27 protein-coding genes are annotated in these 23337 nt (G+C 35.1%); 14 read left to right on the forward strand and 13 right to left on the reverse strand.

The window, feature by feature from the left end:
* Positions 1 to 279 precede the first annotated feature (279 nt).
* A complete protein-coding gene (locus SAY88_RS13785; protein ID WP_332632393.1) occupies positions 280 to 1227 on the reverse strand; it encodes a TRM11 family SAM-dependent methyltransferase in 948 nt (315 codons plus the stop codon).
* Between the two features lie 404 nt (positions 1228 to 1631).
* A complete protein-coding gene (locus SAY88_RS13790; RefSeq protein WP_332632394.1) occupies positions 1632 to 1817 on the reverse strand; it encodes a hypothetical protein in 186 nt (61 codons plus the stop codon).
* Positions 1818 to 1997: 180 nt separating this feature from the next.
* On the opposite strand from SAY88_RS13790, the gene SAY88_RS13795 reads away from it, so the two are divergent.
* The 3 genes from SAY88_RS13795 (at position 1998) to SAY88_RS13805 (ending at position 3892) form a co-directional block, all read left to right on the forward strand.
* Positions 1998 to 2426 (forward strand): hypothetical protein, encoded by a 429-nt coding sequence (locus SAY88_RS13795; protein ID WP_332632395.1) that lies wholly within the window; start codon positions 1998 to 2000, stop codon positions 2424 to 2426.
* A 156-nt stretch (positions 2427 to 2582) separates the two neighbouring features.
* On the forward strand, positions 2583 to 2786 hold the full coding sequence (locus SAY88_RS13800) for an alpha/beta-type small acid-soluble spore protein (RefSeq protein WP_250097574.1): 204 nt from the start codon (positions 2583 to 2585) through the stop codon (positions 2784 to 2786).
* A 173-nt stretch (positions 2787 to 2959) separates the two neighbouring features.
* Positions 2960 to 3892, forward strand: a complete 933-nt coding sequence (locus SAY88_RS13805; RefSeq protein WP_332632396.1) for a 3'-5' exonuclease — start codon at positions 2960 to 2962, stop codon at positions 3890 to 3892.
* A 99-nt stretch (positions 3893 to 3991) separates the two neighbouring features.
* Here the strand turns inward: SAY88_RS13805 and SAY88_RS13810 are convergent, their stop codons facing one another.
* Complete coding sequence (locus SAY88_RS13810; RefSeq protein WP_332632397.1) at positions 3992 to 4561, reverse strand: hypothetical protein; 570 nt, start codon at positions 4559 to 4561, stop codon at positions 3992 to 3994.
* Positions 4562 to 4741: 180 nt separating this feature from the next.
* On the opposite strand from SAY88_RS13810, the gene SAY88_RS13815 reads away from it, so the two are divergent.
* From SAY88_RS13815 to SAY88_RS13825, 3 genes are all read left to right on the forward strand, one after another.
* Complete coding sequence (locus SAY88_RS13815) at positions 4742 to 4867, forward strand: hypothetical protein (RefSeq protein ID WP_332632398.1); 126 nt, start codon at positions 4742 to 4744, stop codon at positions 4865 to 4867.
* Between the two features lie 380 nt (positions 4868 to 5247).
* Positions 5248 to 6510, forward strand: coding sequence for an L-lactate MFS transporter (locus SAY88_RS13820; RefSeq protein WP_332632399.1), 1263 nt, complete (start codon positions 5248 to 5250; stop codon positions 6508 to 6510).
* A gap of 117 nt (positions 6511 to 6627) precedes the next feature.
* Positions 6628 to 6987 carry a YhjD family protein gene (locus SAY88_RS13825; protein WP_332632400.1) on the forward strand — a complete coding sequence of 120 codons (360 nt, stop codon included), beginning with the start codon at positions 6628 to 6630 and terminating at the stop codon, positions 6985 to 6987.
* Positions 6988 to 7070: 83 nt separating this feature from the next.
* Here the strand turns inward: SAY88_RS13825 and SAY88_RS13830 are convergent, their stop codons facing one another.
* The 4 genes from SAY88_RS13830 to pdxR all read right to left on the reverse strand — a co-directional run bounded on the left by SAY88_RS13830 (position 7071) and on the right by pdxR (position 11064).
* A complete protein-coding gene (locus tag SAY88_RS13830) occupies positions 7071 to 7295 on the reverse strand; it encodes a hypothetical protein (RefSeq protein WP_250097569.1) in 225 nt (74 codons plus the stop codon).
* Positions 7296 to 7435: 140 nt separating this feature from the next.
* Entirely contained in the window at positions 7436 to 7861 is a 426-nt protein-coding gene (locus tag SAY88_RS13835; RefSeq protein WP_332632401.1) for a DUF1801 domain-containing protein, read from the reverse strand.
* A 479-nt stretch (positions 7862 to 8340) separates the two neighbouring features.
* Positions 8341 to 9525 (reverse strand): DUF4367 domain-containing protein, encoded by a 1185-nt coding sequence (locus SAY88_RS13840; protein ID WP_332632402.1) that lies wholly within the window; start codon positions 9523 to 9525, stop codon positions 8341 to 8343.
* A gap of 141 nt (positions 9526 to 9666) precedes the next feature.
* Positions 9667 to 11064 (reverse strand): MocR-like pyridoxine biosynthesis transcription factor PdxR, encoded by a 1398-nt coding sequence (gene pdxR, locus SAY88_RS13845; RefSeq protein WP_332632403.1) that lies wholly within the window; start codon positions 11062 to 11064, stop codon positions 9667 to 9669.
* A gap of 117 nt (positions 11065 to 11181) precedes the next feature.
* On the opposite strand from pdxR, the gene SAY88_RS13850 reads away from it, so the two are divergent.
* On the forward strand, positions 11182 to 11607 hold the full coding sequence (locus tag SAY88_RS13850; protein ID WP_332632404.1) for a GNAT family N-acetyltransferase: 426 nt from the start codon (positions 11182 to 11184) through the stop codon (positions 11605 to 11607).
* A gap of 242 nt (positions 11608 to 11849) precedes the next feature.
* Here the strand turns inward: SAY88_RS13850 and SAY88_RS13855 are convergent, their stop codons facing one another.
* The 4 genes from SAY88_RS13855 to SAY88_RS13870 form a co-directional block, all read right to left on the reverse strand.
* Entirely contained in the window at positions 11850 to 12038 is a 189-nt protein-coding gene (locus SAY88_RS13855) for a hypothetical protein (protein WP_332632405.1), read from the reverse strand.
* A gap of 129 nt (positions 12039 to 12167) precedes the next feature.
* Positions 12168 to 12635 carry a (2Fe-2S)-binding protein gene (locus SAY88_RS13860; RefSeq protein WP_332632406.1) on the reverse strand — a complete coding sequence of 156 codons (468 nt, stop codon included), beginning with the start codon at positions 12633 to 12635 and terminating at the stop codon, positions 12168 to 12170.
* The gene (locus SAY88_RS13865; protein WP_332632407.1) at positions 12628 to 13470 is read right to left on the reverse strand and encodes an FAD binding domain-containing protein; all 843 of its coding nucleotides are present in this window, start codon (positions 13468 to 13470) and stop codon (positions 12628 to 12630) included. The genes SAY88_RS13860 and SAY88_RS13865 overlap by 8 nt, the downstream gene beginning before the upstream one ends.
* A complete protein-coding gene (locus tag SAY88_RS13870; protein ID WP_332632408.1) occupies positions 13471 to 15792 on the reverse strand; it encodes a xanthine dehydrogenase family protein molybdopterin-binding subunit in 2322 nt (773 codons plus the stop codon).
* 303 nt (positions 15793 to 16095) lie between these two features.
* Between SAY88_RS13870 and SAY88_RS13875 the strand changes: the two genes are divergently transcribed.
* The 4 genes from SAY88_RS13875 (at position 16096) to SAY88_RS13890 (ending at position 19026) form a co-directional block, all read left to right on the forward strand.
* Complete coding sequence (locus SAY88_RS13875) at positions 16096 to 17019, forward strand: YIEGIA domain-containing protein (RefSeq protein ID WP_332632409.1); 924 nt, start codon at positions 16096 to 16098, stop codon at positions 17017 to 17019.
* The gene (locus tag SAY88_RS13880) at positions 17019 to 17219 is read left to right on the forward strand and encodes a capping complex subunit for YIEGIA (RefSeq protein WP_317121268.1); all 201 of its coding nucleotides are present in this window, start codon (positions 17019 to 17021) and stop codon (positions 17217 to 17219) included. The genes SAY88_RS13875 and SAY88_RS13880 overlap by 1 nt, the downstream gene beginning before the upstream one ends.
* Positions 17220 to 17405: 186 nt before the next feature.
* The gene (locus SAY88_RS13885; protein WP_332632410.1) at positions 17406 to 18476 is read left to right on the forward strand and encodes an XdhC family protein; all 1071 of its coding nucleotides are present in this window, start codon (positions 17406 to 17408) and stop codon (positions 18474 to 18476) included.
* A 1-nt stretch (position 18477) separates the two neighbouring features.
* Complete coding sequence (locus SAY88_RS13890; protein WP_332632411.1) at positions 18478 to 19026, forward strand: NTP transferase domain-containing protein; 549 nt, start codon at positions 18478 to 18480, stop codon at positions 19024 to 19026.
* 145 nt (positions 19027 to 19171) lie between these two features.
* On the opposite strand, the gene SAY88_RS13895 is transcribed toward SAY88_RS13890, so the two are convergent.
* Positions 19172 to 19384, reverse strand: coding sequence for a hypothetical protein (locus SAY88_RS13895; protein WP_332632412.1), 213 nt, complete (start codon positions 19382 to 19384; stop codon positions 19172 to 19174).
* A gap of 133 nt (positions 19385 to 19517) precedes the next feature.
* On the opposite strand from SAY88_RS13895, the gene SAY88_RS13900 reads away from it, so the two are divergent.
* A complete protein-coding gene (locus SAY88_RS13900) occupies positions 19518 to 19673 on the forward strand; it encodes a hypothetical protein (RefSeq protein ID WP_250097558.1) in 156 nt (51 codons plus the stop codon).
* Between the two features lie 105 nt (positions 19674 to 19778).
* On the opposite strand, the gene SAY88_RS13905 is transcribed toward SAY88_RS13900, so the two are convergent.
* Complete coding sequence (locus SAY88_RS13905; RefSeq protein ID WP_332632442.1) at positions 19779 to 20414, reverse strand: class I SAM-dependent methyltransferase; 636 nt, start codon at positions 20412 to 20414, stop codon at positions 19779 to 19781.
* A 316-nt stretch (positions 20415 to 20730) separates the two neighbouring features.
* Between SAY88_RS13905 and SAY88_RS13910 the strand changes: the two genes are divergently transcribed.
* Positions 20731 to 21270 (forward strand): sigma-70 family RNA polymerase sigma factor, encoded by a 540-nt coding sequence (locus SAY88_RS13910; RefSeq protein ID WP_332632413.1) that lies wholly within the window; start codon positions 20731 to 20733, stop codon positions 21268 to 21270.
* A complete protein-coding gene (locus tag SAY88_RS13915) occupies positions 21246 to 22553 on the forward strand; it encodes a DUF4179 domain-containing protein (protein ID WP_332632414.1) in 1308 nt (435 codons plus the stop codon). The genes SAY88_RS13910 and SAY88_RS13915 overlap by 25 nt, the downstream gene beginning before the upstream one ends.
* The last annotated feature ends 784 nt before the right edge of the window (positions 22554 to 23337 follow it).

A 23337-nucleotide genomic window follows, 5' to 3' on the forward strand; every position in this document is an offset into this window, starting at 1 on the left:
AACTAACCGACAGCTAGCTAGCTCGCCACTCTCTTAGACATACTCATACTTCTCTTCTTATTGAAGCTGGGGTTGGGTTAAAGGAAATCCAGCAACGCCTCGGCATACAAACATAAATACAACTATGGATATTTATGCTCATTTAACCGCTGATATGGAAGAAAAAGCTTCCCACCAGTTCAGCGAACTCATGAAAAACTTGTTCTAAACTAATTTCTAAAAATGTGGTCAAGCACCTTATCCGTAATAAAAAAAGCTATTTTCGAATACTAAAAATTGTTACTGACAAACAATAACCTCCCTCGAAAACGTTCCTTTTTTCGCAACGCATCGATCAACGATCTCAAAGCCAGCCTCTGTAATCGTTAAATCCATGGGCTCAATCGTAACGATAACCACTTTTTTTGAAAATGTCCGAGCGCTTTGGATCATTTCTAGTTTCTCTTCTGATGTTATTACTGAACAAAGGTTATAAGGCATATCAATAATCGCAACATCATAACTCTCTGTCACATCTTTTATGTCTCCAAGAGTTACTTCTGTATGAAAACCAAAATAAGCGATGTTTTCTCGAGTACCAGGCAGCACAAGTGGATTAATATCTCTTCCAACAATATGAATTCCCATTGAAAGGGCCTCTACTAGTACGGTTCCAACTCCACAGCAAGGATCAATAGCTTTTATCCCAGTTGAACTAGGGACAGCGATATTCACTACAGCTCTTGCGACACGAGTACTTAACGCTGTTGAATACTGATGAGGCTTATTTTGATGCTGTAACCACATAGCTTCACTTTTATAATACCTCCCAAAAATCCACTCTCCGTCTACTTTCATAATCCCAAATAACACAGTTGGATGAATAAGGTCCACTTCACCTTTTATTAAAAGACCGATTTTTCGCTCTATCTCCTTCCTCATTTCAAAGCGAACAGCCTCCTTATTTGGATGAGAAGGATTTTTCACAAAGATGACTTTGAATGACTCGTCTATTTTAAAACCATCTACTTGTTTTGCTAACTCTTCAACTGTTCTCCCTCTATAGATAATATCAAGTCGTTCCTTCATAAATGGACTTCTGCTTGGATCAATTTTCACTTTGCTTATCTTTACCGATTCATTTGTATCAGATCCGAAAAAAGACCTCATTTCCATGTTACATAAGTCCCTTTCATCTTCATGACATGAATAAGTATAAAGGTAGTTCATTGGTTCTATCGAATTCATTTTTCATCTTCATCCTTTACAACTTTACATCTCTATCTCGTACTTATTTATTATAAATGAAAAGACATCTCGTAGCGCGGATAATCCTAAAATAGGTTTTTATAAGACGAATGTACAACCGAGCTATATAGAAAAGGATATGAGATACAATAGACATTGATATAGAGTTTTTTATCTCGTTTAGTATATATGCAAAAGTGTTAATTCTTTTTTCGCGGTTCATTTATTTAATCCTACTGTGCTTTTTTTATATAAATTGTGCATGACTTTAAATCGCAATACATTTAGTTAGTTTTTATAGCAAAAATTAACCCCCTCTATAATAGCATTACGACAATTTGGGCATCTTAAAAGCCTAAACAAAAATTGTTTAGGCTTTTATCTCTATTTCTATTTCAGTGTCCTTATTTCCACTTCCTGTATGTATTTTTCGCAGACCCTGTAAATGGATTTGTTTCGTATGTTAGGTCTTTTCTAGCTTCTTTTTCTTCAAAATGAATACGCTTCCCTAATGATGCGAAAAGCCAAGCAAAACAACCAAAAATGACCAAGCTACCAAGAATGGTAACTGCAAATATTAAGTCATCCACACTAAAACCTCCACTTTTTAATATTTGGTTCATCTTACCATACTCAGAACTAAATTTGTAGAATTTTATGTAATTTATACAGATCAACTAAAATCTGATGTTAGATATATATGATTTCAATGTAAGATCCGAGTAATTGTTCTCTCTCTGGTTATATTACCATTGAAAGGGGTGATATCTTTGTATAAAGCTTTTTTCGTATTCTTAGTCATTATGTTAATAATTCCAATACACATTCTTGCTAAAGAAGACGATGTTGTAGAAGTTTATGACATTGAGCATGATAAAATTATACATACACTTCCAGTTAATACGTCCATTTTATCAATAACAGAAATGTACCTTGAAAATATAAACGATATTTATAAGAAGTTCAAACCTATGCCCCAAAAAGGGAAGTTAGTCCGAGTACCACTTGAACAATCTATATCACTAACAAATGATTGGGTACAAACTTCAGTCAGTGAAGTTATATTTATCATTCCATCTAATGATTCTCCACTTTTGTTGATTTTTGATAAAGATAATACACCGTATTTTTTCACTTTTGATAAAAGTATTGATCATTTATTAGAGGAATTAGATCAAGAAGGAAAAACTGCTGAATAATCCTTTCTAATAGTCAGGTGCCAAATGGTGTCCTGACTATTTAAGTTACTATACAGCCTGTTTCGCCGTAATATGATAATGGATTATATTACCAGAATAAGATTTCTAACTTACAAACATACTATCATTACAAAACAAGAAAGAGGTGTTTTAAACATGGCAAGTAATAATAACAGTTCAAATCAATTATTAGTACCAGGTGTCCAGCAAGCATTGGATCAAATGAAGTATGAGATTGCTTCTGAATTTGGTGTTCAATTAGGGCCAGACACAACTTCCCGCGCAAACGGTTCAGTTGGTGGCGAAATAACAAAACGCCTTGTTCAAATGGCCGAGCAACAATTAGGTGGCTCACGCTAAACACATTAACGCTTACACAATTGTGTAAGCGTTTCCTTTTTGTTAAATTTATCTAGGGAATGCAATGAATATGTAAAACTTATAAAAACAAACCATGTAACTGGAATCAATTGGTCCTTTTCTTTTTTACGATTCTTCCATATAATTTCCTGGTGGAGGGAGGGAAAATTACTATGGCGGAAATAAAACAATATATCTTCTTTGATTTTGAGATGCTCTGTTCTGATAAAGGTATGACATTTGAATCAATGGAAGCTATACGAATTGGCGCAGTTAAATATGATCTTAAAACTGAAAAGGTATCAACATTTGACCAGTATATTAAACCAAAATCAACGAAACCATTAAGTCTCTTTTGTAAAAATTTAACCGGAATAGAAGATAAGCAATTAGCTAAGGCAAATGATTTTAAAACTGTTTTTGAAGACTTTTTAACTTGGGTAGGTGGAATTAAAAAGTCACGGTTTTTCTCATGGTCGCCTAGTGATTTAAACCGTTTAAGAATAGATGCTGCTGAACATGCAATACCCAATTCAACGATTACAAAGATCGAAAAACGATACGTTGATTTCCAAGAAATTTTCACGAAGCGAGTTTCACGAACGAACGCTTCAGTTGAATCGGCACTACATCTATACGGATTACAGTTTATCGGCGAAAAGCATAACCCTATGTATGATTCGTACAATACACTTCGTATCTATATGAATTTCTTGCATGCTCCTGTCGAATCAGATTTACTAATGCTGAAGCACTTTATCTTTGAGGAAGAACCGTATTCGGTAGTTCGAATCAACCTACAACTTAAAGATAAACTAATCTGTGATCTTTCATCATTAATCGATCACCATGACATTTTTCAAATGAAAGATGCTCGTAAGTTACTTAAAAGAACGCGAAATTTAGTGAAGAAATACAATAATATACTAATCAATCGTTCAGGATTATTTGATAAAGAAAATGTGTTACTCGTTGAGAAATTAGTAGTGTTTTATCATGACTTCTTACAAATTTTTGAAGAACACGATACGTGTTCATCAAAAGTATTGATTTTAGATGATTATATAGTTAAGCCAGTCATGCAGTTACAATTGAAGCGAGGATGAGAATCTTCCTTCATACATAGAAATCGTTTTAAAATCTTACTTACTAATCAATAGTGACAAAAAAACGTGCAATGATATCATTACACGTTACATTTTTCATTACTGCGGTAAGACTTTAAAATCAATTTGTGCATTCATCTGAAACCCTTTTTTCTTTTGACCGTCCTCATCAGTTAAAAAGAAGTCAGCAAATCCGTTCACCACATAGTATCCATTTGGGAATTGATTCTCAGCAATTTTTTGCACAAAGTCTACATATACTTTATCATCTTCTGAACTGTAACCACCACTTCCCTTATATTCTTCTTTATAAGGCTCCCCTTTTTTTAGGACTGTATTTACTAATGGCTCATTCATAAAATAATCAACTTTAAAGTTACGTACCTTTTCAACCATTGGAAAGTGGAACGGTGAAGCCGCATGATAAATTGTAACCTCTTCCTTTTCACCTATATACTCTAATTCCGCATAGATCGTTACTCTATCTCCTTGATTATACTCACCTCTTACTGTAACTAGCCGATAAATAAAATTTCCTTCTTCCAATTCAGCATGAGTATTTGTAACTTCATATTCAGCTAACTCACTCTTTCGAACATCATTCTGGACACTACAAGCTGAAATGATCGTTACTAATAGAAGAAATACTAAAATCATTACTTTTCTCAACTTTATCACCCCTATGTACAACGAAATTACTAGGTAAAAAGTTACCGACCCTAAGAAGAAAAGTGAATACATCGCCATTAATATTAAATGGTTTGAAAATTTGCTCATTACATAAAAAAGACTATTTGCGCAAAAAATATATCTTGTATTATACACATATTAAAAAGAGGTGATGACCAAATGAGTAAGCGTTCAAAGTCTAAACGCAATATGATCAAAAGCAAAGATGCTGTACAACCAAGTACAGGAGAAGAGCGTATTACGATCTCAAAAGTAAATAGAGAATTAGAAGATCAAAAAGACTAACAGTAATAAGTCCCTCCTAGTGAGGGCTTTTAATATATCTGGCTGACTAAAAGTGAAAACTTTTTTTCCTTTTCCCATAAATATCCTCTTCGCTCCCTTAAACAAATAACCTTAACTCATTCCCATTAAAGATTAAACTATCTACTTTTAATATTACAAGCTTTATCCTTCATGTTTGATTTATTTATATTTTTCTTTACTCATTTGTGATTATTTTCACATACAGAGTTGCTTTAGTTTATTAAAATGAAATAGAAAGAATATCCGTTGATTAGCTGGATAAGCACACTGAATAAATGAGAGGAGTATTCAACTACTGAAATTGATCGACAAAAAATATCCGGCTATAAAAAGATCAAGTAGAAAGTGAGTGATCATCATTGGAGAAGGAAAAAAATAGATGGCTGATTGCCTTATCAGCTGTCGCAATTCATTTATCGATTGGATCTGCGTATGCCTATAGTGTTTATTCAAACCCAATAGGACAAACTGTCGGATGGAAAAGTACTCAAGTAACACTTGCCTTCACCTTAGCCATTGCCTTCCTAGGAATATCTGCCGCTACTCTTGGTCGCCTAGTTGAAAAAAAGGGTCCACGTACATCAGCGACAGTCGCAGCTATTTTATTTAGTTTAGGTCAGGTTGGGGCTGGATTTGCTGTTTCGATTCAATCATTGCCTTTGTTTCTTTTTATGTATGGTGTCGTTGGAGGAATCGGATTAGGTTTGGGCTACATTTCACCAGTATCGACTTTAGTAAAATGGTTCCCTGACCGAAGAGGATTGGCAACTGGTATAGCTGTATTTGGATTCGGTGCAGGCGCGCTCGTAACTAGCCCTATCGCAGCCAGATTAATTGAAAGTGTTGGTGTTTCAAATACTTTTTACATTTTAGGAACAACATACCTTCTTTTAATGTTAGCTGGTGCATCCTATATTGTTCGGCCACCTAAAGGGTGGGTGCCTAAAGGATCAAATGAAATCAAAGATAATGGCAGAAACGCATTAAAAGAAGATTTATCTCAACTTACTGCAAATGAAGCTGTGAAAACGAAGCGGTTCTGGATGCTTTGGACGATGATTTTCATTAACATTAGTTCAGGGATCATGATTATTTCTGTTGCATCACCACTATCACAAGAAATGGTCGGGTTAAGTGTTGCATCTGCTGCCTCTATGGTCGGCCTTATGGGAATTTTCAACGGTGGAGGAAGGATTGGATGGTCAAGTGTATCCGATTATATTGGACGACCTACTGTTTTTTCTATTTTTTTCGTAATCCAAATCATTGCTTTTTTAACTCTTCCTATCGTTTCAAATGTGATTCTGTTTCAGCTCTTAATTTTCCTTATTATGACAATGTATGGAGGAGGATTTGCTGCTCTTCCAGCTTTTATAGGAGATATATTTGGTACGAAGGAATTGGGAGCAATTCATGGATATATATTAACAGCCTGGTCTTTAGCTGGTGTGGTCGGTCCAATTGCTGTGTCCTATATTCATGAAGCTACAGGTAGCTACACTCCGGCATTCTTTCTCATTACCATCATGTTAATGGTTGCTTTAATCGTTTCTGTTATGATTAAGCTCGATATTAAGAGAATTAAAAAGAATCAAGCAAACAAACTTTTAAAAGCGGTCTAAGGATCAATCAATGAAACGTGCTAATTTGCAGCACGTTTCATTTCTATTTTATAAATAGTTGTATAACGAACATATATTCGTGTATTATATAAATAAAAATGGTGGAGATGGTAATGCATGTTCGATAAGGATGATGAACATTTAGCTAATCAATTTATTTATTTGCCATTAGTGAGAAAAGTACTTGAACGAGATCTACATTTTTTACGAGATTCAAAATTAAAATTCAATGAACCTTACATAGAATTCGTCGAACAAGTCATCATACAAATTGGCAAAGATTTAGGTCGGGTCAAAAAAGAAATGTTTCAGAGGAGACTCAGTGTTTATAACCAAGGAAAAGTTGGAGAGTTATCAGTATATTTATTTGTGTGTAAAGGTTATCGTCGGGAAGTTAGATTGTTTCCCCATTTAATGAAGCAATCAGTTGAAGAATATGTAAGGAAATATTTTAAAGTCATGAAGAAAAATGCGTGAGAGGAATGGGTTTCTCCTCTCACAGTAAAGTAAAGAACAACGCCATTGTCGGCTTAAGACAGCCTCATTATAATTTGGATTACTTAGATTCTCTTTTTAACATCTTCTCTAATTGATTCAATAAGGTTGTCAGATAAATTGGCTGGCAAAGAGGTTTCATCTTCAAAAACCCACGTATTAATGACTTCAAGGTCTGATTTATTAAAAGTAATACTATAGTCTTTATTATTTTGAGAAAATGCAGCTGTCACTGACTCCTCACCATCGAATCCGTCGTCAATAATCATGTCTTTAATTTCATATGCCATAGTGTACTATCTCCTTTTCAGCTTCAATTATGTGTATAGATTATACTTATCCCAATTCTTTATACACTATATTTCAGAAGACAGTATAAATGAGTAAACACTTACAAATCTTGTCCTAAACGAACCGGAATAATGATAATTTATTTGCTATCTGGATACCTTTCTTGCAGAAATGTTACAGATTGTTTTATTAACGCAACCAAAACATCTGTATTTATATCCGCAACTTTATTTATATAAACACACGCCTTACCGGTTGTGTGCTTTCCAAAATCAGATAGCAATGCCTCCCTTTTTTGATCGCCAGTTGCAAAATACAAGCTTATTTTAGCTTTTCGAGGAGAGAATCCTACTAATGGTGCATCGCCTTCATGGCCAGATTCGTACTTATAATGGTAGGAACCAAATCCAATAATACTCGGCCCCCACATCTTTGCTTCATATCCTGTAGCTTCAGTAAATAGTTCAAGTAATTGATAGGCATCTTTACGTTTTTTGACACTCTCGACTTTTTCAATAAATTCAATAACACTATTGTCAGTTTCTTTAGTCTTCTGTTCGTACATTAAATGACACCTACCTCCTTCTTATTTGGTGTTTTTTTCCTTTTTTTCATTTTACCATATTTGTCAATTAGTTAATAAGTAGTAGAAGAAACTCTTGTTAATCAATAGTAAAATAATTGGATAAAAGTTGTACAACAAGACAATCTAATGATAACAACAAATTTTGAGAGGTTGATTAGGATACTTTTTTTATATGTTTTCTCCCATTACTGCTCGGTATAGGTATATGGATTATTTTACAAAAGAAATTTGGTTCTGGCTCGGATCATTTTTTGGCTGCATTTTCTGGGCTAACTATCATAATTGGATTATATGCTCTACTCATTATCTTTGGGTACGACCTTCTTCATTTGTTTTATTAAATAAATATAAATAGACCGAACGGACGACTTATCGAGGTCATTAGTTAAAATTACATTTTCTTTGGAGTTTATATAAAAAAATCGAGTCTGAATATATTCAGACTCGACATTCAAACTCTATTCTAAATTCTCAGCCATTTCTAGAAACACTTCACTTGAAAGCTCATCGCCGCTACCAGCTAATTCAAACAACAAACCTTCTTGCTCCCAACTAAGACTAATAAAAAAGCCCATATCGTGAAGAGTTGCTTCGTTTCCTTTTACAGTCACTCCTTCTCCTTCAATGAATGACTGATCAAAAAATGGATCATTTTCTATTGGAATCACAGATAACATGAAGCTATTATCAAGATCCTTCTCATAGCTGATCATTACCATCTCCATTGCTTCATCGTATAAGCTATCCGTTAATTCATATCCTTCAGGTAGTCCTTGTACTTCTGGAATAGTATATTCTACGATCTCTTGCATTTCTGCAATACTTAATTCTTGATACTCTCCAAATAGCTCAAGCCCTTCTCTGTCAAAATCTAAAAATGCCGCATCTTCTTCTACAGCATTTTCCTTAACTTCTACAGGGATTTCGATTGGAGCAACACCATTCACATTGGACATTTTTACAGTGCCACTCATGCTTAATGGCATCGTAAAGCCGTCTTCTTCAATGATTAAATCAGCATTAAAGATTTGTGTTGTTTGCATGAACGTGTTTTTTTTAATATGAATTTCCATGCTAAAATCATTGACCTGGATAGCATTCATCATTTCTTCCATATTAGCATCGTCGTTGAATTCGCCCATACCTGATTTCAAATAATCCTCAATTAAAACGCTGTATTCGTCTCCCTCGCCAGAAAGGGTTAATACATACACATCGTTTTCTTCCGCCATTGTAAACTCTTCACTAAATTCTAATAATTTTCGCATTGCTTCTTCATTCAATTGATCAAAATCTTCTAAGCCCATCTCACTTGCATCGATCTTCATCCATTGCCCGAACATGCTCATGTAAACAGTCTCCTCGAGCGCATACGCCTCAAAGTCCATCGACATTCCAGGCATGCCCATATTCATGACTAAATACATCGCGTCTGGATTGTGTGTCACATCACCTGATAATGTCATGCTTGTTTCCATTTCCATCATGTTCATTGCCATATCCATTTCCACTGAATAACTCTCTAAATCTTGAACGGCTTCAATTGATTTTCCTAGAACATCAGTTTGACTAAACGTCTCCGTTCCACATGCCGTTAAAGCAAAAAACGAAAGAACAGTAAGTAAAATAGCAAGACTTCTCATAACATGACCCCTCCTCTCTAAATTGAGTTGCTACCAAAAATAACAACCAATTTATGATAACATAGATTACCATTTTTTTCTTGCATTGCATCTAAGTTACATCACAAAGTTATTAAACCTGTAACTATATCCCAAAAAGAGTTAAAACCAGGCTTCTTTTAAAAGTTGAATTCCTTGTTTGATTTCATTATCCATTAACCCAGCAAAACCTAGTAATACTTTAGGAGCTAGATCATGTATGTAGTTTTCGTAATAAATAGAAGTTGGATAAATCTTCACTTCTTTTTCCGCTGCTGCATTAATTAACTCTTGTTCTGACATCTCATTTCTAACATTCAATAAAATGTGAAGGCCTGAATCGTCGCCAATCATGATTACATTATTGCCAAAATACTCATCGATTAACTGAATCAATGTTTTCTGCTTTTTTCGATAGGTCGTCCTCATTTTATTTAAATGCCGATCCCAATGTCCATTCTTCATAAATTCGTATAACGTATATTGGTGCAAGCGGGAGACCGTTTGTTTATAGATAGTGAAATGGCTTTGGTAGCTTGCCAGTATCTCCTTTGGTAATACCATAAAACTAATTCGAAGTGATGGGATTAACGACTTGGAAAATGTTCCTAAATATATGACTCTTCCGTTAGGGTCTAACCCTTGTAAGGAAGGGATTGGTTTTCCTTTATATCGAAACTCTCCGTCATAGTCATCTTCTATGATGAAACCATTGCTTTCTGCAGCCCATTTAAGTAGGTCTAGCCTTCTTGCAATAGGCATTACTATTCCATTTGGAAATTGATGAGAAGGTGTTACGTACGTAACATTAGCCTTGCTATTTTTTAATTGTTCAAGGTTAATCCCCTCTTCATCAAGTGGGATTGCCTTTAATGTAACCCCTTGGTCTTTGAACGCTACTCTCGTTCGATGAAAACCTGGATCTTCCATCGAATAAATTGAATCTCTTCCTATTACCATCGTAAGTAAACCGATCAAATATTGTGTTCCTGCCCCAATAACTATCTGTTCAGCTGAACACCTAACACCTCTTGATTGGTATAAATATTTTGCAATTTCTCCCCTTAGTGTTAATTCACCTTGTCGATCACCATTAAAAAAAAGTTGGTCATCGTGCAAACCCTGAACAGTTAACTTTCTCCATACTGAATATGGGAAATTTTCGAGAGCTACTTTACCATGACTGAAATCAATTTTGTAGTGGTTGTTTTGAACTAAACTTTCCCTTTTAACAACTTTAGGAAGAGGAGTATTATTAGGAAAAATATCTTCATGTATTGAATTTACATACAATCCTTTTCTAGGTTTACTTTCAACATATCCTTCTGCAATTAATTGCTGATACGCTGTCTCAACTGTATGCTGACTTATTCTAAGGTGAATAGATAGCTTTCTTTTTGACGGTAACTTCATTCCCGGTTCTATTTTTCCATGTTGTATTTCCTTTTTAATATAACTATAAAGTTGCATATATAATGGTTCAGATGTTGAAGGATTCAAAAAAGGTGTTATTTCAATCATTTATGTATCCTCTCTTTTAGTACTGGCATGGAATATTATATCATATCTGACTATTTTGCTGATGCCAGTTAATTCATATAATCGATATTATAAAAAGAGAAGGAGGAATATTTTGTCATGAGTTGTATAAATGATGAAGAGGAAGAAGATGTAACATATAGTATAAAAAAGGCGGTAAACTCAGAGGATCTTGCACGTGTTTTTAAAACTTCCGGTATAAAGAGGCCTTCTGATGACCTGCCTCGTTTACAGCGCATGATAGACAATGCGGACATTATGGTTACAGCATGGGATGCTGCCCGTCTTATCGGAGTAGCAAGAGCAATCACAGATTTTAGCTACTGTTGTTACCTTTCCGACTTAGCGGTTGATAAAGCGTATCAAGGTACTGGAATTGGTAAGGAGTTAGTGAGGTTACTACAGGAACAAATCAGTGAAGAAGTTATGCTGTTGCTGTTATCTGCTCCGTCCGCTATGGAATATTATCCTCGAATAGGCTTTGATGCAATTGGTAATGGGTTTAAGATAGCTAGAAAACGATGATAGTGAAAATTATTTGAACAGAGTAGAAAAATTAAGGTTTTCTGTTACTTAAATTACCTTGCCCAATTCTTTATCTAACATAATTTACTTTTCATATTCTACATGATTTAATAATAACTACTCCATAACTTGGAAATTGTCTCATCTCTTAATAAAATATTGTGTGGTAATTTTAATTTTAAACCTAAACAAAAGAGGGTGTCCTTGCGACAGCCTCTTTACATAGTAAAATAAATTTTAAATTATTGTTGTTGATTTTGCTGTTGTTGTGCTTGCTGAAGCTGTTGTGTTGCTTGTTGTAATTGTTGTTGCGCTTGTTGTATCGCTTGAGGATTCGCCTGTTGTGTCGCTTGTTGAATTGCTTGCTGTGCTTGTTGAATTGCTTGTTGAGCTTGTTGTGCAGCTTGTTGTGCTTGTTGGTTTTGTTGCATAAAAAAACTCCCCTTTAAAAATATATTTGTTGTTACTCGTATATGATGCGTAACCTAGCTCTTTAACATACATTTTCTTATTACTTTCCACCTGTTTTTTATCCTTTTGGAATAATTTGATTTCACTAATTATGCACCACTTGAGTCTTTTAATAATACTGATTTTATTGCTTGTTCGATTTCTTGATAACCTGTACAGCGACAAATATTCGACTCTAAATAGTCTTTAATTACCTTATCGTCTGCATCAGGATACTTTTGGATTAAAGAGTTACAATTCATAATAAACCCAGGCGTACAATAACCACACTGAAAGGCAAACTTCTCGATAAACTCTGTCTGAATAGCGGCATTTTTTAGTCCTTCAACTGTCGTTACACTTTTACCAGAAGCTTCTACTGCCAGCATCAAACATGCTTTCATCGAATCGCCATCTACATCAACGGTACAGGCACCGCAATCCCCATTTAAACAACCAGGCTTTGCTCCTGTTAAGCCAAACTCTTCACGTAAAACGTACAATAATGTATCAGCATTCCGAACATAAACGTCACGATCGTCACCATTGATATGTAATGTTATTTCTCTTTTATACATTTCCTACCCCTTCCAGTTCATCCAGTACATCAAGCATTGTATTTTTCAATACGAACAATCGATATTCCGCAGAACCATTGACATCATCTAATATTGGTACGGAAATCTGTTGAAGAGCTTGATCAACTCTTTCTTCTTTTGATAATTGCTTGTTATTTAAACTTTTTTCAATCATTGGATCGTAAAAAGGGTAATCACTTAGTCCACTAAATGCTGCTTTAATGTAACCTTCTTTCTTTAATGCAGCCGTTGTTATTAAAGGGTATCCGACATCCCATTGCCTGCGCTTTTTTACACAAACAAAAGGACAATCGATTTCACTTTGTTCAGTCGTCACTTGAACAAGAAATTCTCCTTTTTCTAAATTTAACTTTTGATTAAACACTTCTTGAAGAGGAACCTGTTTTAAACCATTAGGGCTAGCAATGGCAACTTCACTATTAGTTAACAACAACGGTAAAACGGTTTCTCGATAGATAATATTTGCACAAATATTTCCGCCTAACGTAATTTTGTTACGTGCTGTATGATCTGCAATTTCGACAATTGCCTTATTTAGAAAAGGAAAAAGCTGCATTTCACGTATTTTAGTTAACGATTGTGCTGATCCTAAAGTTACTTTTTGCTCATCTTTCTTTAAAACGAGACATTCTGGGATTCCTTTGATATCAATTACTGCATCCGTCTGGATTTGATTTACTCTTCCTAAAGTGATCACTTCTGTCCCACCAGAAAAATAGATCGGATCCTTCCCTTGCTCAACCAACGACTGAAACAATTGAATAGCTTCATTAATGGATGTTGGTTTGTAGTATTCAAAATCAAAAGAGATCATTTATTCCACTCCCTTCTTTTCCTTCCAAATCAACTCGGGAGTAATGGGCAATTGATTCAATTCGACACTTGCAGCGACAGATAAACTATTCGCTAATGCAGCTGGCATACCAATTAATCCGTGTTCACCCACACCACGTGCTCCATAGGGCCCATCCACATAAGGGGTTTCGAGAAAATGAACGATATAATTAGGATGATCGCCATAACGAAATGGTACATATGTACGTAATCTAGGGTTAAGGACTTTTCCATCATTACTAAAAGAAAATGTCTCACTACTCCCAAAATTTAACCCCATGCTCATTGCGCCCATCACCTGGCCTTTGGCTCCTTTATTGTTCAATACCTTTCCAATATCTAATACAGAATAAGCCTTTATAATTTTATATGTAAAATCTCTTGTATCAAATTCTACTTCAACTCCTTGAGCACCAACTGAGTATTCTGGTCCTGGTTTCCCTACCCCAGTTTCATGGTCAAGGTGTGTTAAATGCCGTAACGTATAATTACCTCTACTAATAACTTGGCCACCGATTGAATAACCATTTGCATACTTATAGCCAAGACATACGTCTTTGACGTGAACAAATGTGTCAGGTTCATCACGGACATAGATCATTTCATTTCCAACTTCTAAGTCATCTGGTGAACACATTAAAACACGTGAAGCAATATCCTTTAATTGAAAAATGGCATCATCGGCAGCTTTTAACAAAGCTCTCCCTGCCATTAACGTTCCTCGGCTGGCAACGGTTTTCCAATGTTCCGGTGTTGTTTGTGTATCAATTTCCATTTTGACATGAATTTTATTGATATCCATTTTGAGTTTTTCGGCTAATAGTTGAGCGAGAATTGTTTTTGTACCAGTTCCAATTTCAACAACACCAGAAAGAATGTTTATACTTCCATCAGCATTAAAGGTTAGTATCACTCCGGAGCTCGCTTCAGAATCAATCGTCGATGTCTTCCAAATACAACTGATCCCTTTTGCTCTTACTTTTCGTTCATTCACTTGGATAAGTTGGCCTTCTTTCCAATTCATTAGTTGTTTTAATCGATCAATACATTTAGGTAAATTACCAACCGTACTTTCATTCAAGCGAATTTGCGTTGGTGTCGTATGTCCTGGTAAAAATGCATTTTTCTTTCGTAATTCTAATGGATCTATTTTGAGTTTTTTAGCGAGCATGTCCATCGCACGTTCAAAAGCAAATAAAAGCTCTGAATGACTAAACCCTCGATAAGCAGTCGCATATGGATGATTTGTATAAACACAAATTGAATCACACCATATATTTTCAATATAGTATGGTCCTGTACAAGTAACAGCCGCGGCTCGACTAATTGTTGCTCCTTTGTCTGAATAGGCTCCGCTATCAAACCTATACATGATTTCAGATGCTGTTAAGTACCCCTCTTTTGTTGCCCCAAGCTTGACTGTGGCATCTAGACCAATATGGACTGGTGAGGTAATCATATCTTCTTCTCTCGAATTTAAAATTTTCACTGGTCGCCCACCAACAGCAAGAGTTGCCATATAAGCAATCAACTCTAACTGCACCGCTACTTTCCCACCATAACCACCACCAACCAACGGTGTATTGACGATCACCTCTCCTTCTTCTAAGCCGAAGTAACTGCTTAATAATTTTTTGATCATATATGGTGACTGTGTTGCTGAAGAAAATACAACGACACCATCTGGTCTTATTTCTGCAGTTACACAACGGGTTTCCATAGCAATGTGATCAGAAGGACCAAATGAAAAGTTAGCTTCAACTGTGACATCGCTCTCCTTCCACCCTTTTTCCATGTTTCCCTTCCGTATTTTTGTCCGATCAGCAATATTCGTATTCGGTTCAGGGTATACATGTTCGATTCGCTCATAACTTCCTAAGTTTTCATGGACGAGTGGGGCATTAGGAAGGAGCGCTTCCTTTACAGAGTTCACTACAGGTAGCACTTCATATGTCACTTCTACTAATTCAGCTGCTTTTTTTGCTTGAACGGGATGATCGGCTATGACTGCGGCAACAGGTTCACCATGATATCGTACCTTATCAAATGCAATCGGAGGACGATCATTAATTTCTTCTCCAGTGAGCGGAAAAGGTTGTCCAAGTAAAATCGCTCGAACACCAGGGATTTGCCTTGATTTTGTTGTATCAATAGCTATAATTTTCGCATGAGCATGAGAACTCACGACTAATTTTATATGTAACATTTCTTTCTTAGAATAATCATCCGTATATTTAGCTGCTCCAGTCACCTTCTCTACCGCTTCTTTTCGATAAATGCTTTTTCCAATACTCCAACTCATGAAATTAAGCCACCTCTAACCATTTTTTCAGAACTATCTCCTAATAATTTCTTTGTAAACCTACAAACCAACATTAAATAGCCATTAAAATAAATAAGATATTTCCTATTATTGGTTTACATATACAAGTTCATTCGTCCTTAAGCCAAAACTCATTCAAGTTTAGAAATAAGGTCCTTTAATTCAAGTAAACAGCATATGCAACATAAACCTCACCTAAAATCCAATATTGTGACTCACTGTATAAAATTTCTTATTTAACAAAATCTACTAGTGTCAATTTTTTTACAAGGAGTCACGAACATGCCTAATAACAACGATGTAATTTCACCCGAAATGCTAGTCTTAATTATTACAGCAACGATTATTGGAACATTGGTCCGCTTCATTTCCATTATACTTGATTATAGGCAATACCCTAACTATCCAAACGGTTACTTAATTCACGTAGTCACTGGTGCACTTGCTGCATCAATAGGTGCTTTCATCATTCCAACATTAATGACCAAGAACTTTACAGCAGTTACGTTTCTTGCTTTAGCAGCACAACATTTTCGAGATGTCCGTAAAATCGAAAGGGAAAGTCTGTTAGATCTCGAAGGGGATGAATTTACAAGACGAGGCGATGCTTACATTGATGGAATTGCTAAAATCTTTGAAGCAAGAAATTACATTACTTTACTCGTTTCCTTTTCTACCGCACTAACCATTCAGCTTTTTCAAGATTATCTAGATGTGGCTACTTGGATGGAAGTTGTCTCCGGCTCACTTGTTGGACTTATCATTTTTTATTTATTAAAACGATTTACTGCACGGCAAAAAGTAAGAGATATTGCAACTGTAGAAGAAGGAAAAATTGAAATAAAAGGTTCTGATCTATACGTGAATGATATGTTTGTGTACAATCTAGCGGGTAGAGAGGAAGCCAAAGAATGGTTTTTAGATGACGGAATCGCAGCAGTTATTCGTCCAAACAAAGATCACTTTCAAATTCCTCTTTTTAATGGCGGACAACGTCAAGCGATACTATTTGAAGCAACAAGAAGAATTGGACAGAAAAAGTTATACAGCGTAGAAAACCCTGGTGCTGGAGTCATTATCATTGTTTTGGTACCTATCATCAAAAATTTTAAACTGTTAAAAGAAACGATTTTACTTACTCCTCTATTAGAGACAGTAAAAAAGAACCCTGAATTATTAAATTTCCATAAAGGGGGTCAAAGCTAATGGGTGATAACGGTGGACAAATCAAAGGAATACTTGCCATGGTGACAACGGACAAAAATCGTTATTTAGGCGGGGCTCCTCTTTCTTTATTAGCAAAAGACCAGGAAGAATTAATCGATATTTCAAATAACCTTGCTGAAGTTTTTTTAGCAGATATCTTAGAACTTAAAAGCGGTGACCATATCATCATAAAAAAATAACATTTTAACTACAACCAACGATCACTTTAGAAGTGGTCGTTTTTTCTTTAACCCACTTCAAAAAAATTACCCTTTTATTAAGTTCTATCCTTTTATTTCTTTCATAGTTATCTTACAAATTTAAATTTACAATGTGGCTATTCATCATAGAATCAGTTATGTTAATAAAACTTTAAGGAGGCCCACATGAGTGAACGATTCAACATTTTACAATCCATTCGAACATCCGAACAAAAGATGGTGTTGGCTACGATAATTAACGTTGAAGGTTCTGCATATCGTAAAGAAGGTACGATGATGCTTGTTTTTGAAGACAATGTACAAATTGGTTTATTGAGTGGTGGTTGTTTAGAAAATGATATTGTATTAAGTGCAGCAGAAGTCTTTAAGGATCAACAATCTCGTATACTTTTTTATGATATGAAAACAGATGATGACACTAGTTGGGGAATCAGTAATGGGTGTAATGGAAAGATATCAATTTTATTAGAATATGTAGATGCTAAACTCAAGAAACACTTAGAGCTTGTAGATAAATATATAAACAAAGGAGTACCTGTTCTTCATATTAAGAAGTTATCTCATTCAAATTCAGTATTAAGTTATATTTTCATACCAGTAAACCATCCTCAATTCGGAGATTTTAATAATGATGAACTAATAAGTGTTTCGAGCTCAATTTTCGAGAACAACATCTATCATAAATTGTTTAAAAAAAACTTAAACCGCTACTTTGTTCAAGTTTTTCAACCTAAACCTCGGCTAATTATTTTTGGTGCTGGTCCTGATGTAAGACCACTAGCTGAAATAGCTGTAAAAACGGGATTTTATACGGTTGTAACGGATTGGAGACCAGATTATTGTACTCCAATGCACTTCCCAACTGCTCATGAAGTAATTTTAGAGTGGCCAAGTAGGTTGTTAAAGTCCTATCCATTAACGAGCAAAGATTCAGTTATCATTATGACTCACCATTTTCAAAAAGACCAAGAAATCTTACAATCTCTCATTCAAGAAAAATTAAAATATCTAGGTATTTTAGGACCCAGAAAAAGAACGCAACAATTACTAAATAAAGAGAAAATACCAGAACAACTTCATTCACCAGTTGGGATAGTAATTGGTGCTGAAGGACCAGATGAAATTGCAATAAGTATTATTGCCGATGTCATTAAAACTAACCGAAAGAAGGGGTGCCAACTTGATTTGTGGAATATATTTAGCCGCAGGCCAGAGCCAAAGAATGGGATGTCCTAAGTTGGATCTTCCTATAAACGGAAAATGCTTAGGGAGTATTAGCTTAGAAACATCCCTAGACTCTCAATTAGATAAAGTTATTGTAGTGGTAAATCAAGAAGACCCCCTTACATGGCTTCCATCAAAGTTCCTTGTTGCCCATTCCAACTGCATAGTTAAAAGGTCTAAATTATCTAATGAAGGTCAAGCTGTATCTCTTAAAGCTGGCCTAAAAATCGCTCAAGACCTTCAAGCAGATGCTGTCATGGTTTTACTCGCAGACCAACCTTTTATCTCACAAAAACTTCTTGATCGATTAATCTCTATATACAAAATAAAAAGACCTGACTTTATTGCTTCGTCTTACAATGGAATTCAAAGACCACCAATTATTATTAATTCAATATTATATCCTGAACTTTGGAAGTTAGAAGGAGATACTGGAGCTCGCCATATTATACGAAATAATAATCAAGGAATCATCGTTAAAGAAAATGAAGAAATACAATTCATCGATATCGATACCCCTCAGCAATATCATTGCTTAATCAAATCAATAAGAAAATGTTAAAAATCACCATAACATTAAAGCCTTTGGTGGTTCACCCCAAGCTTAAAAAATGCCTTTTTGAAAGTTAAAAATCAGGTGGAAGACTCCACCTGATTTATTCACGTTGCAAATAAAATAAATTATTTTAACCGCTCAGTTTCCCATCTTAATTTTCCCGCATCCAGTGGCGGTGCTGTGCAATGGCATTGATAAAATCTTGTTGGAAAGTATTTAAATCCGTTGCGTTCCGTGTTGTTACAACTCCCATATCTGTATATATTTGCGCTTGGGATTCTATGTCTGCTAGCAAAACTCGTTGAGCATCAGATAAACCAAAAAAGGTCGACACCTTCATTCGTAGCTTCAATTGGTTTGGCATGGACAAAAGCACAGAAAGGGAGCGATACCTATTCTGAATCGCTCCCTCTCCCTGTAATAATTTGTCTTTTTATTTTCTTTTAAATTGCGCATATTAAAACCATTATCGTTCGAAAGCGAGGTGGAATTAAATAATGTCAAAACAAGGAGTACAAAGCAAGGATCAAACTAGAGAACAAATTGAGAAACAAGATAAAAGAAATGATGTTGAATTAGGTAATGAATTTCAAATCGGAAACACAAGTTCACAGAGCCAAAAGAAAAGTGGGTCCCAAGTTAATAAAAAATAACTTCGATACTTTAATAATCCATTTACACAATTGGTTAAACCATTTCGTACATTTTTAAAGTCCCACTTTATCAAAACAATAGAAAGGCTAGCGAATGCTGCCCTTCTATTGTTTCGCTTTATGAATAATCATCATGGAATTTGCATTCTTTTGAAATTCATAAGGTACTTCTTTCTCCTCAACAGAATATCCCTTGCCTACAAGCTCACTTTTTAACTGATCCAAGTGTTCATAACGTTTCCCTTCCAAATTTACTAAAGGAAAAATCCTTATTTCCTTTTTAGTAACTCGAAGCAACTCATTTATCGTTTCTAAATGAAATTCGTAATCTAAGCGATCTCCATACATAAATAGAAAATGTGCAGACAACACAACATCGAACTCATCATCGTGAAATGGTAAGAAAGGCAGAGTAACAGGAATATACCGTTCATTATTTTGTTTCATATCAACCGAACAATCATGTAACGCATTTAGTCTATTCTTTCTTAGTGCATTCACATCTTTAAAATAATCCCATACGTAGTTCCCCTTCGCTTGTTCCATATGCTTGATGGCATGCTCAATGTCTTTAATCCCTTTACTTTTTAGGTCCTCACTTGCATGATCATAAGCAATGTCACAAGCAGTTATATCCAACCCTTGCTTATTTCCCACAGCCGTAAAAGAGCAGGCCCCAGCTGGACAATCAAGTACCTTTTTTCCCTTTAACTCATCACTGGAAAGGAGAAACATCGCCATATACTCTTCAAATGTTCTCCCAATAAACACAATTCTCTCTAAATCTAACTTTGTACTCTACTCAACTTTTCTCATCTCAACTCACCTCTATAAAAAGATATACTTCGTTTTGATCTTAACATGGAAGTTTATTTGCTGGAAAGATTTCTCAATCAAATTTTGCAAAAAAGAAACTCGAATGACTCCCTCTTTAAGATTAATTATTGTACAACTTCATCTATGTAGTAGGATTAAGAAAGAAATTTTTTAAATATGTGAAACCAAACATACCACTTATGTATCTAACAAATAGAACACCATGGAAGGAGCGCAGGTATTGGATCAATTAAAGGAAGTAAAGAAGGCCACAAAGGGGAACGTTTCCTCTTTCGAAAAGCTGATTGTGACGTATAAGGTTATGATGTATCGAGTCGCCAAAACGATTTTATCTCATGATGAAGACTGTGCAGATGCCATTCAAGAAGCCATTCTCAAAGCCTATAAAAACGTTCATACATTAAGAGAGCCAGCTTATTTCAAAACTTGGTTGGTGCGGATTGTCATGAATGAGTGTCATCAGTTAAATAGAAATCGGAAGAATCTTGTTTCGATTGAAGAATTAGCGGAGCCATATTCAAAGGATCACGGATTTGAAAAAATTGACCTTGAACAAATGCTCGACTCTCTTCCAAAAGAGCAAAAGCAACTGCTGAAGCTCTATCATCTCGACGACATTTCCATTCATGAATTGTCACTTATCTTTGAAGTATCTGAGAATACGATCAAAACAAGGTTACGTCGCGCAAGAGAAAAAATGCGGGAAAAGTTAACAAAACATGAGGAGGTTTCGACATGGATAAATGGGAAAAACAATTAAAAAAAGACGTTAACCCCTCCCTTTCAAAAAGTGTCGATGAGCGAATTGAACGAACATTTCAACAATTACCTCGTAGAAAGAAGAGATCGAAATATTTCGTTGGATTGACTGCTGCAATGGTTATCCTTTCCATTTCTTTCGGAGCTTCCTTTTTCTCGCCAGCTTTTGCTGATACAATGAAAAATCTCCCGGTCTTTGGCTCTGCGTTTGAATTTGTTGGCGACAAAGGTGTAAAAAAAGGGACACAAGAAGGTCTAACAACAGAACTTGGAAAGCAAATTGAAGTCGATGGTCAAGTGATTACATTTACTGAAACGCTATATGATGGTGGTGAAATTCATATAGGTTATGTAATGGAAACAATAGAAACGGAAGAAAGACCATATTATCTACAAGATTTTGAAATATTAATTGATGGACGCTATATTGGAAACGTAGGCATAGGAGGAAATGTAAGAAAAATTGAACAAGGCCTTTATGCTGGCACTTTTAATATAAGTGTTCGCGATCATATACCAGATTCATTTGTGCTAGAGATCCGGCCTCGGGAAGGAAGATCATGGTCAGTTAAACTTCCGGTTACATTACATGGAAATCATAAAATGTTTATCATAAACGATGCGAAAAAACGAGATGATCTTACTATTCTTTATGATAAGCTAACATTCTTTCCAACATCTACAGAGATAGATCTTCGCTTAATAATGGAGGAAGAAACTTTTTTTGATGATAAATACATGATGTTAGATTACCAACTAGTCGACGATCAAGGTCGTGTACTGGAACCATTTAGTGGCGGAGGTGGTGGTGGCGGCCCTGAGGGCGGGAAAGTGATTCATACTTTTAAACACTATTTCGAACCACTTGATCCCCTGCCAAATTCAATTACAATTAAACCCTTTCTTCGTGAAAGAGATGAATCCATTCCAAAGATTATAAAGAGAAAATGGCAGGGACAACAGCTCATCCTTCCTCAAGGAGATATAGGAGAAGTGACTGTATTGGACGTAGTTGAAACAGATGGGGTTTTGACATTAATCTATACGGTAAATGGGGATCATTTATACGAACAAGCAAACGCTATTTGGATTGAAGATTCAAAAGGTACCAGATATGACTCTGACGAATCAGCGACACGAGTTGAAGGTAAGAACAATAAATTTCAACTTACTTTCTCTCATTCGTTGCATCAAGAAGAATTCGTTTTAAATACAGTCTTGATGGACTCGCCTAACTTTCTGAAGAAGTTGGAAGTAACGATTGATCTAAACGAAGTTCAATAATATTCAATAAAATTAGTGTGCAAAAAAGCTCGGTGTCATCCGAGTTTTTTGTTGCATTAATCGAACAAACTATATAAATAATTCTGTAACAAATACGATAGTCATTCCCCCCATATATAAAAACAATTAATCAACATCAATTAAATATATTCTTTAGAGCTGATGGATATAAGTTCCAAATAACTCTTTATCAATGATAAAATAAGAAAAGGGATTTAAATTTCTTAATTAAGGTGGAGTTCTTCTATGAATGGTTATGGAATTGGGTTACTTTTATACTTATCTATAATTGGTTTTATTATTTATTTCTTAATTAGCATTCTACGATTTATGCGAGCAAAAAATCATAATGATATATTACTTCTAAAAAAACTAGACGAGATTTCTAATAAAATTGATAAACTAGATAATAAGTAATTAGTTGCTTAGCTACCCGGTATGAATTTCATATTTACAGAGGCTCTATTAGAGATTCATACTGGAGTTCGCATATTAACTTACATATACATTTATTTATTTCGAAGGGGGAATTTACTATGGTATTTTGGATTAGCATTGCAGTATTAGGAGTAGCCTCTGCGATATGGGCTTCGATATACTTTGAAAAAAACACCGCTCAAAGAAAGCGGACCTTAATTCAAATTTGCGGAATAAGTTCAACTATCTTTATTCTTCTATGGTTGTTTACTAAAGTTAATTTTTAAGCTGTGTCGAGATGATTTTTCGCATATGCGGAAAAAAAAACATAATAAAAAACGCTCATTCCAAGCGTTTTTATGATAAT

The sequence above is a fragment of the Halalkalibacter flavus genome (assembly GCF_036663575.1).
GTDB lineage: Bacteria > Bacillota > Bacilli > Bacillales > Bacillaceae_D > Halalkalibacter > Halalkalibacter flavus.

What these genes read in the sequence shown, in the direction of transcription:
- SAY88_RS13785 (WP_332632393.1), bottom strand. Translation starts at nt 1,227, where the DNA reads ATGAATTCGATAGAACCAATGAACTACCTTTATACTTATTCATGTCAT.
- SAY88_RS13800 (WP_250097574.1), top strand. Translation starts at nt 2,583, where the DNA reads ATGGCAAGTAATAATAACAGTTCAAATCAATTATTAGTACCAGGTGTC.
- SAY88_RS13805 (WP_332632396.1), top strand. Translation starts at nt 2,960, where the DNA reads ATGGCGGAAATAAAACAATATATCTTCTTTGATTTTGAGATGCTCTGT.
- SAY88_RS13815 (WP_332632398.1), top strand. Translation starts at nt 4,742, where the DNA reads ATGAGTAAGCGTTCAAAGTCTAAACGCAATATGATCAAAAGCAAAGAT.
- SAY88_RS13825 (WP_332632400.1), top strand. Translation starts at nt 6,628, where the DNA reads ATGTTCGATAAGGATGATGAACATTTAGCTAATCAATTTATTTATTTG.
- SAY88_RS13830 (WP_250097569.1), bottom strand. Translation starts at nt 7,295, where the DNA reads ATGGCATATGAAATTAAAGACATGATTATTGACGACGGATTCGATGGT.
- SAY88_RS13835 (WP_332632401.1), bottom strand. Translation starts at nt 7,861, where the DNA reads ATGTACGAACAGAAGACTAAAGAAACTGACAATAGTGTTATTGAATTT.
- SAY88_RS13840 (WP_332632402.1), bottom strand. Translation starts at nt 9,525, where the DNA reads ATGAGAAGTCTTGCTATTTTACTTACTGTTCTTTCGTTTTTTGCTTTA.
- pdxR (WP_332632403.1), bottom strand. Translation starts at nt 11,064, where the DNA reads ATGATTGAAATAACACCTTTTTTGAATCCTTCAACATCTGAACCATTA.
- SAY88_RS13850 (WP_332632404.1), top strand. Translation starts at nt 11,182, where the DNA reads ATGAGTTGTATAAATGATGAAGAGGAAGAAGATGTAACATATAGTATA.
- SAY88_RS13855 (WP_332632405.1), bottom strand. Translation starts at nt 12,038, where the DNA reads ATGCAACAAAACCAACAAGCACAACAAGCTGCACAACAAGCTCAACAA.
- SAY88_RS13860 (WP_332632406.1), bottom strand. Translation starts at nt 12,635, where the DNA reads ATGTATAAAAGAGAAATAACATTACATATCAATGGTGACGATCGTGAC.
- SAY88_RS13865 (WP_332632407.1), bottom strand. Translation starts at nt 13,470, where the DNA reads ATGATCTCTTTTGATTTTGAATACTACAAACCAACATCCATTAATGAA.
- SAY88_RS13870 (WP_332632408.1), bottom strand. Translation starts at nt 15,792, where the DNA reads ATGAGTTGGAGTATTGGAAAAAGCATTTATCGAAAAGAAGCGGTAGAG.
- SAY88_RS13875 (WP_332632409.1), top strand. Translation starts at nt 16,096, where the DNA reads ATGCCTAATAACAACGATGTAATTTCACCCGAAATGCTAGTCTTAATT.
- SAY88_RS13880 (WP_317121268.1), top strand. Translation starts at nt 17,019, where the DNA reads ATGGGTGATAACGGTGGACAAATCAAAGGAATACTTGCCATGGTGACA.
- SAY88_RS13885 (WP_332632410.1), top strand. Translation starts at nt 17,406, where the DNA reads ATGAGTGAACGATTCAACATTTTACAATCCATTCGAACATCCGAACAA.
- SAY88_RS13895 (WP_332632412.1), bottom strand. Translation starts at nt 19,384, where the DNA reads ATGCCAAACCAATTGAAGCTACGAATGAAGGTGTCGACCTTTTTTGGT.
- SAY88_RS13900 (WP_250097558.1), top strand. Translation starts at nt 19,518, where the DNA reads ATGTCAAAACAAGGAGTACAAAGCAAGGATCAAACTAGAGAACAAATT.
- SAY88_RS13905 (WP_332632442.1), bottom strand. Translation starts at nt 20,414, where the DNA reads ATGGCGATGTTTCTCCTTTCCAGTGATGAGTTAAAGGGAAAAAAGGTA.
- SAY88_RS13915 (WP_332632414.1), top strand. Translation starts at nt 21,246, where the DNA reads ATGGATAAATGGGAAAAACAATTAAAAAAAGACGTTAACCCCTCCCTT.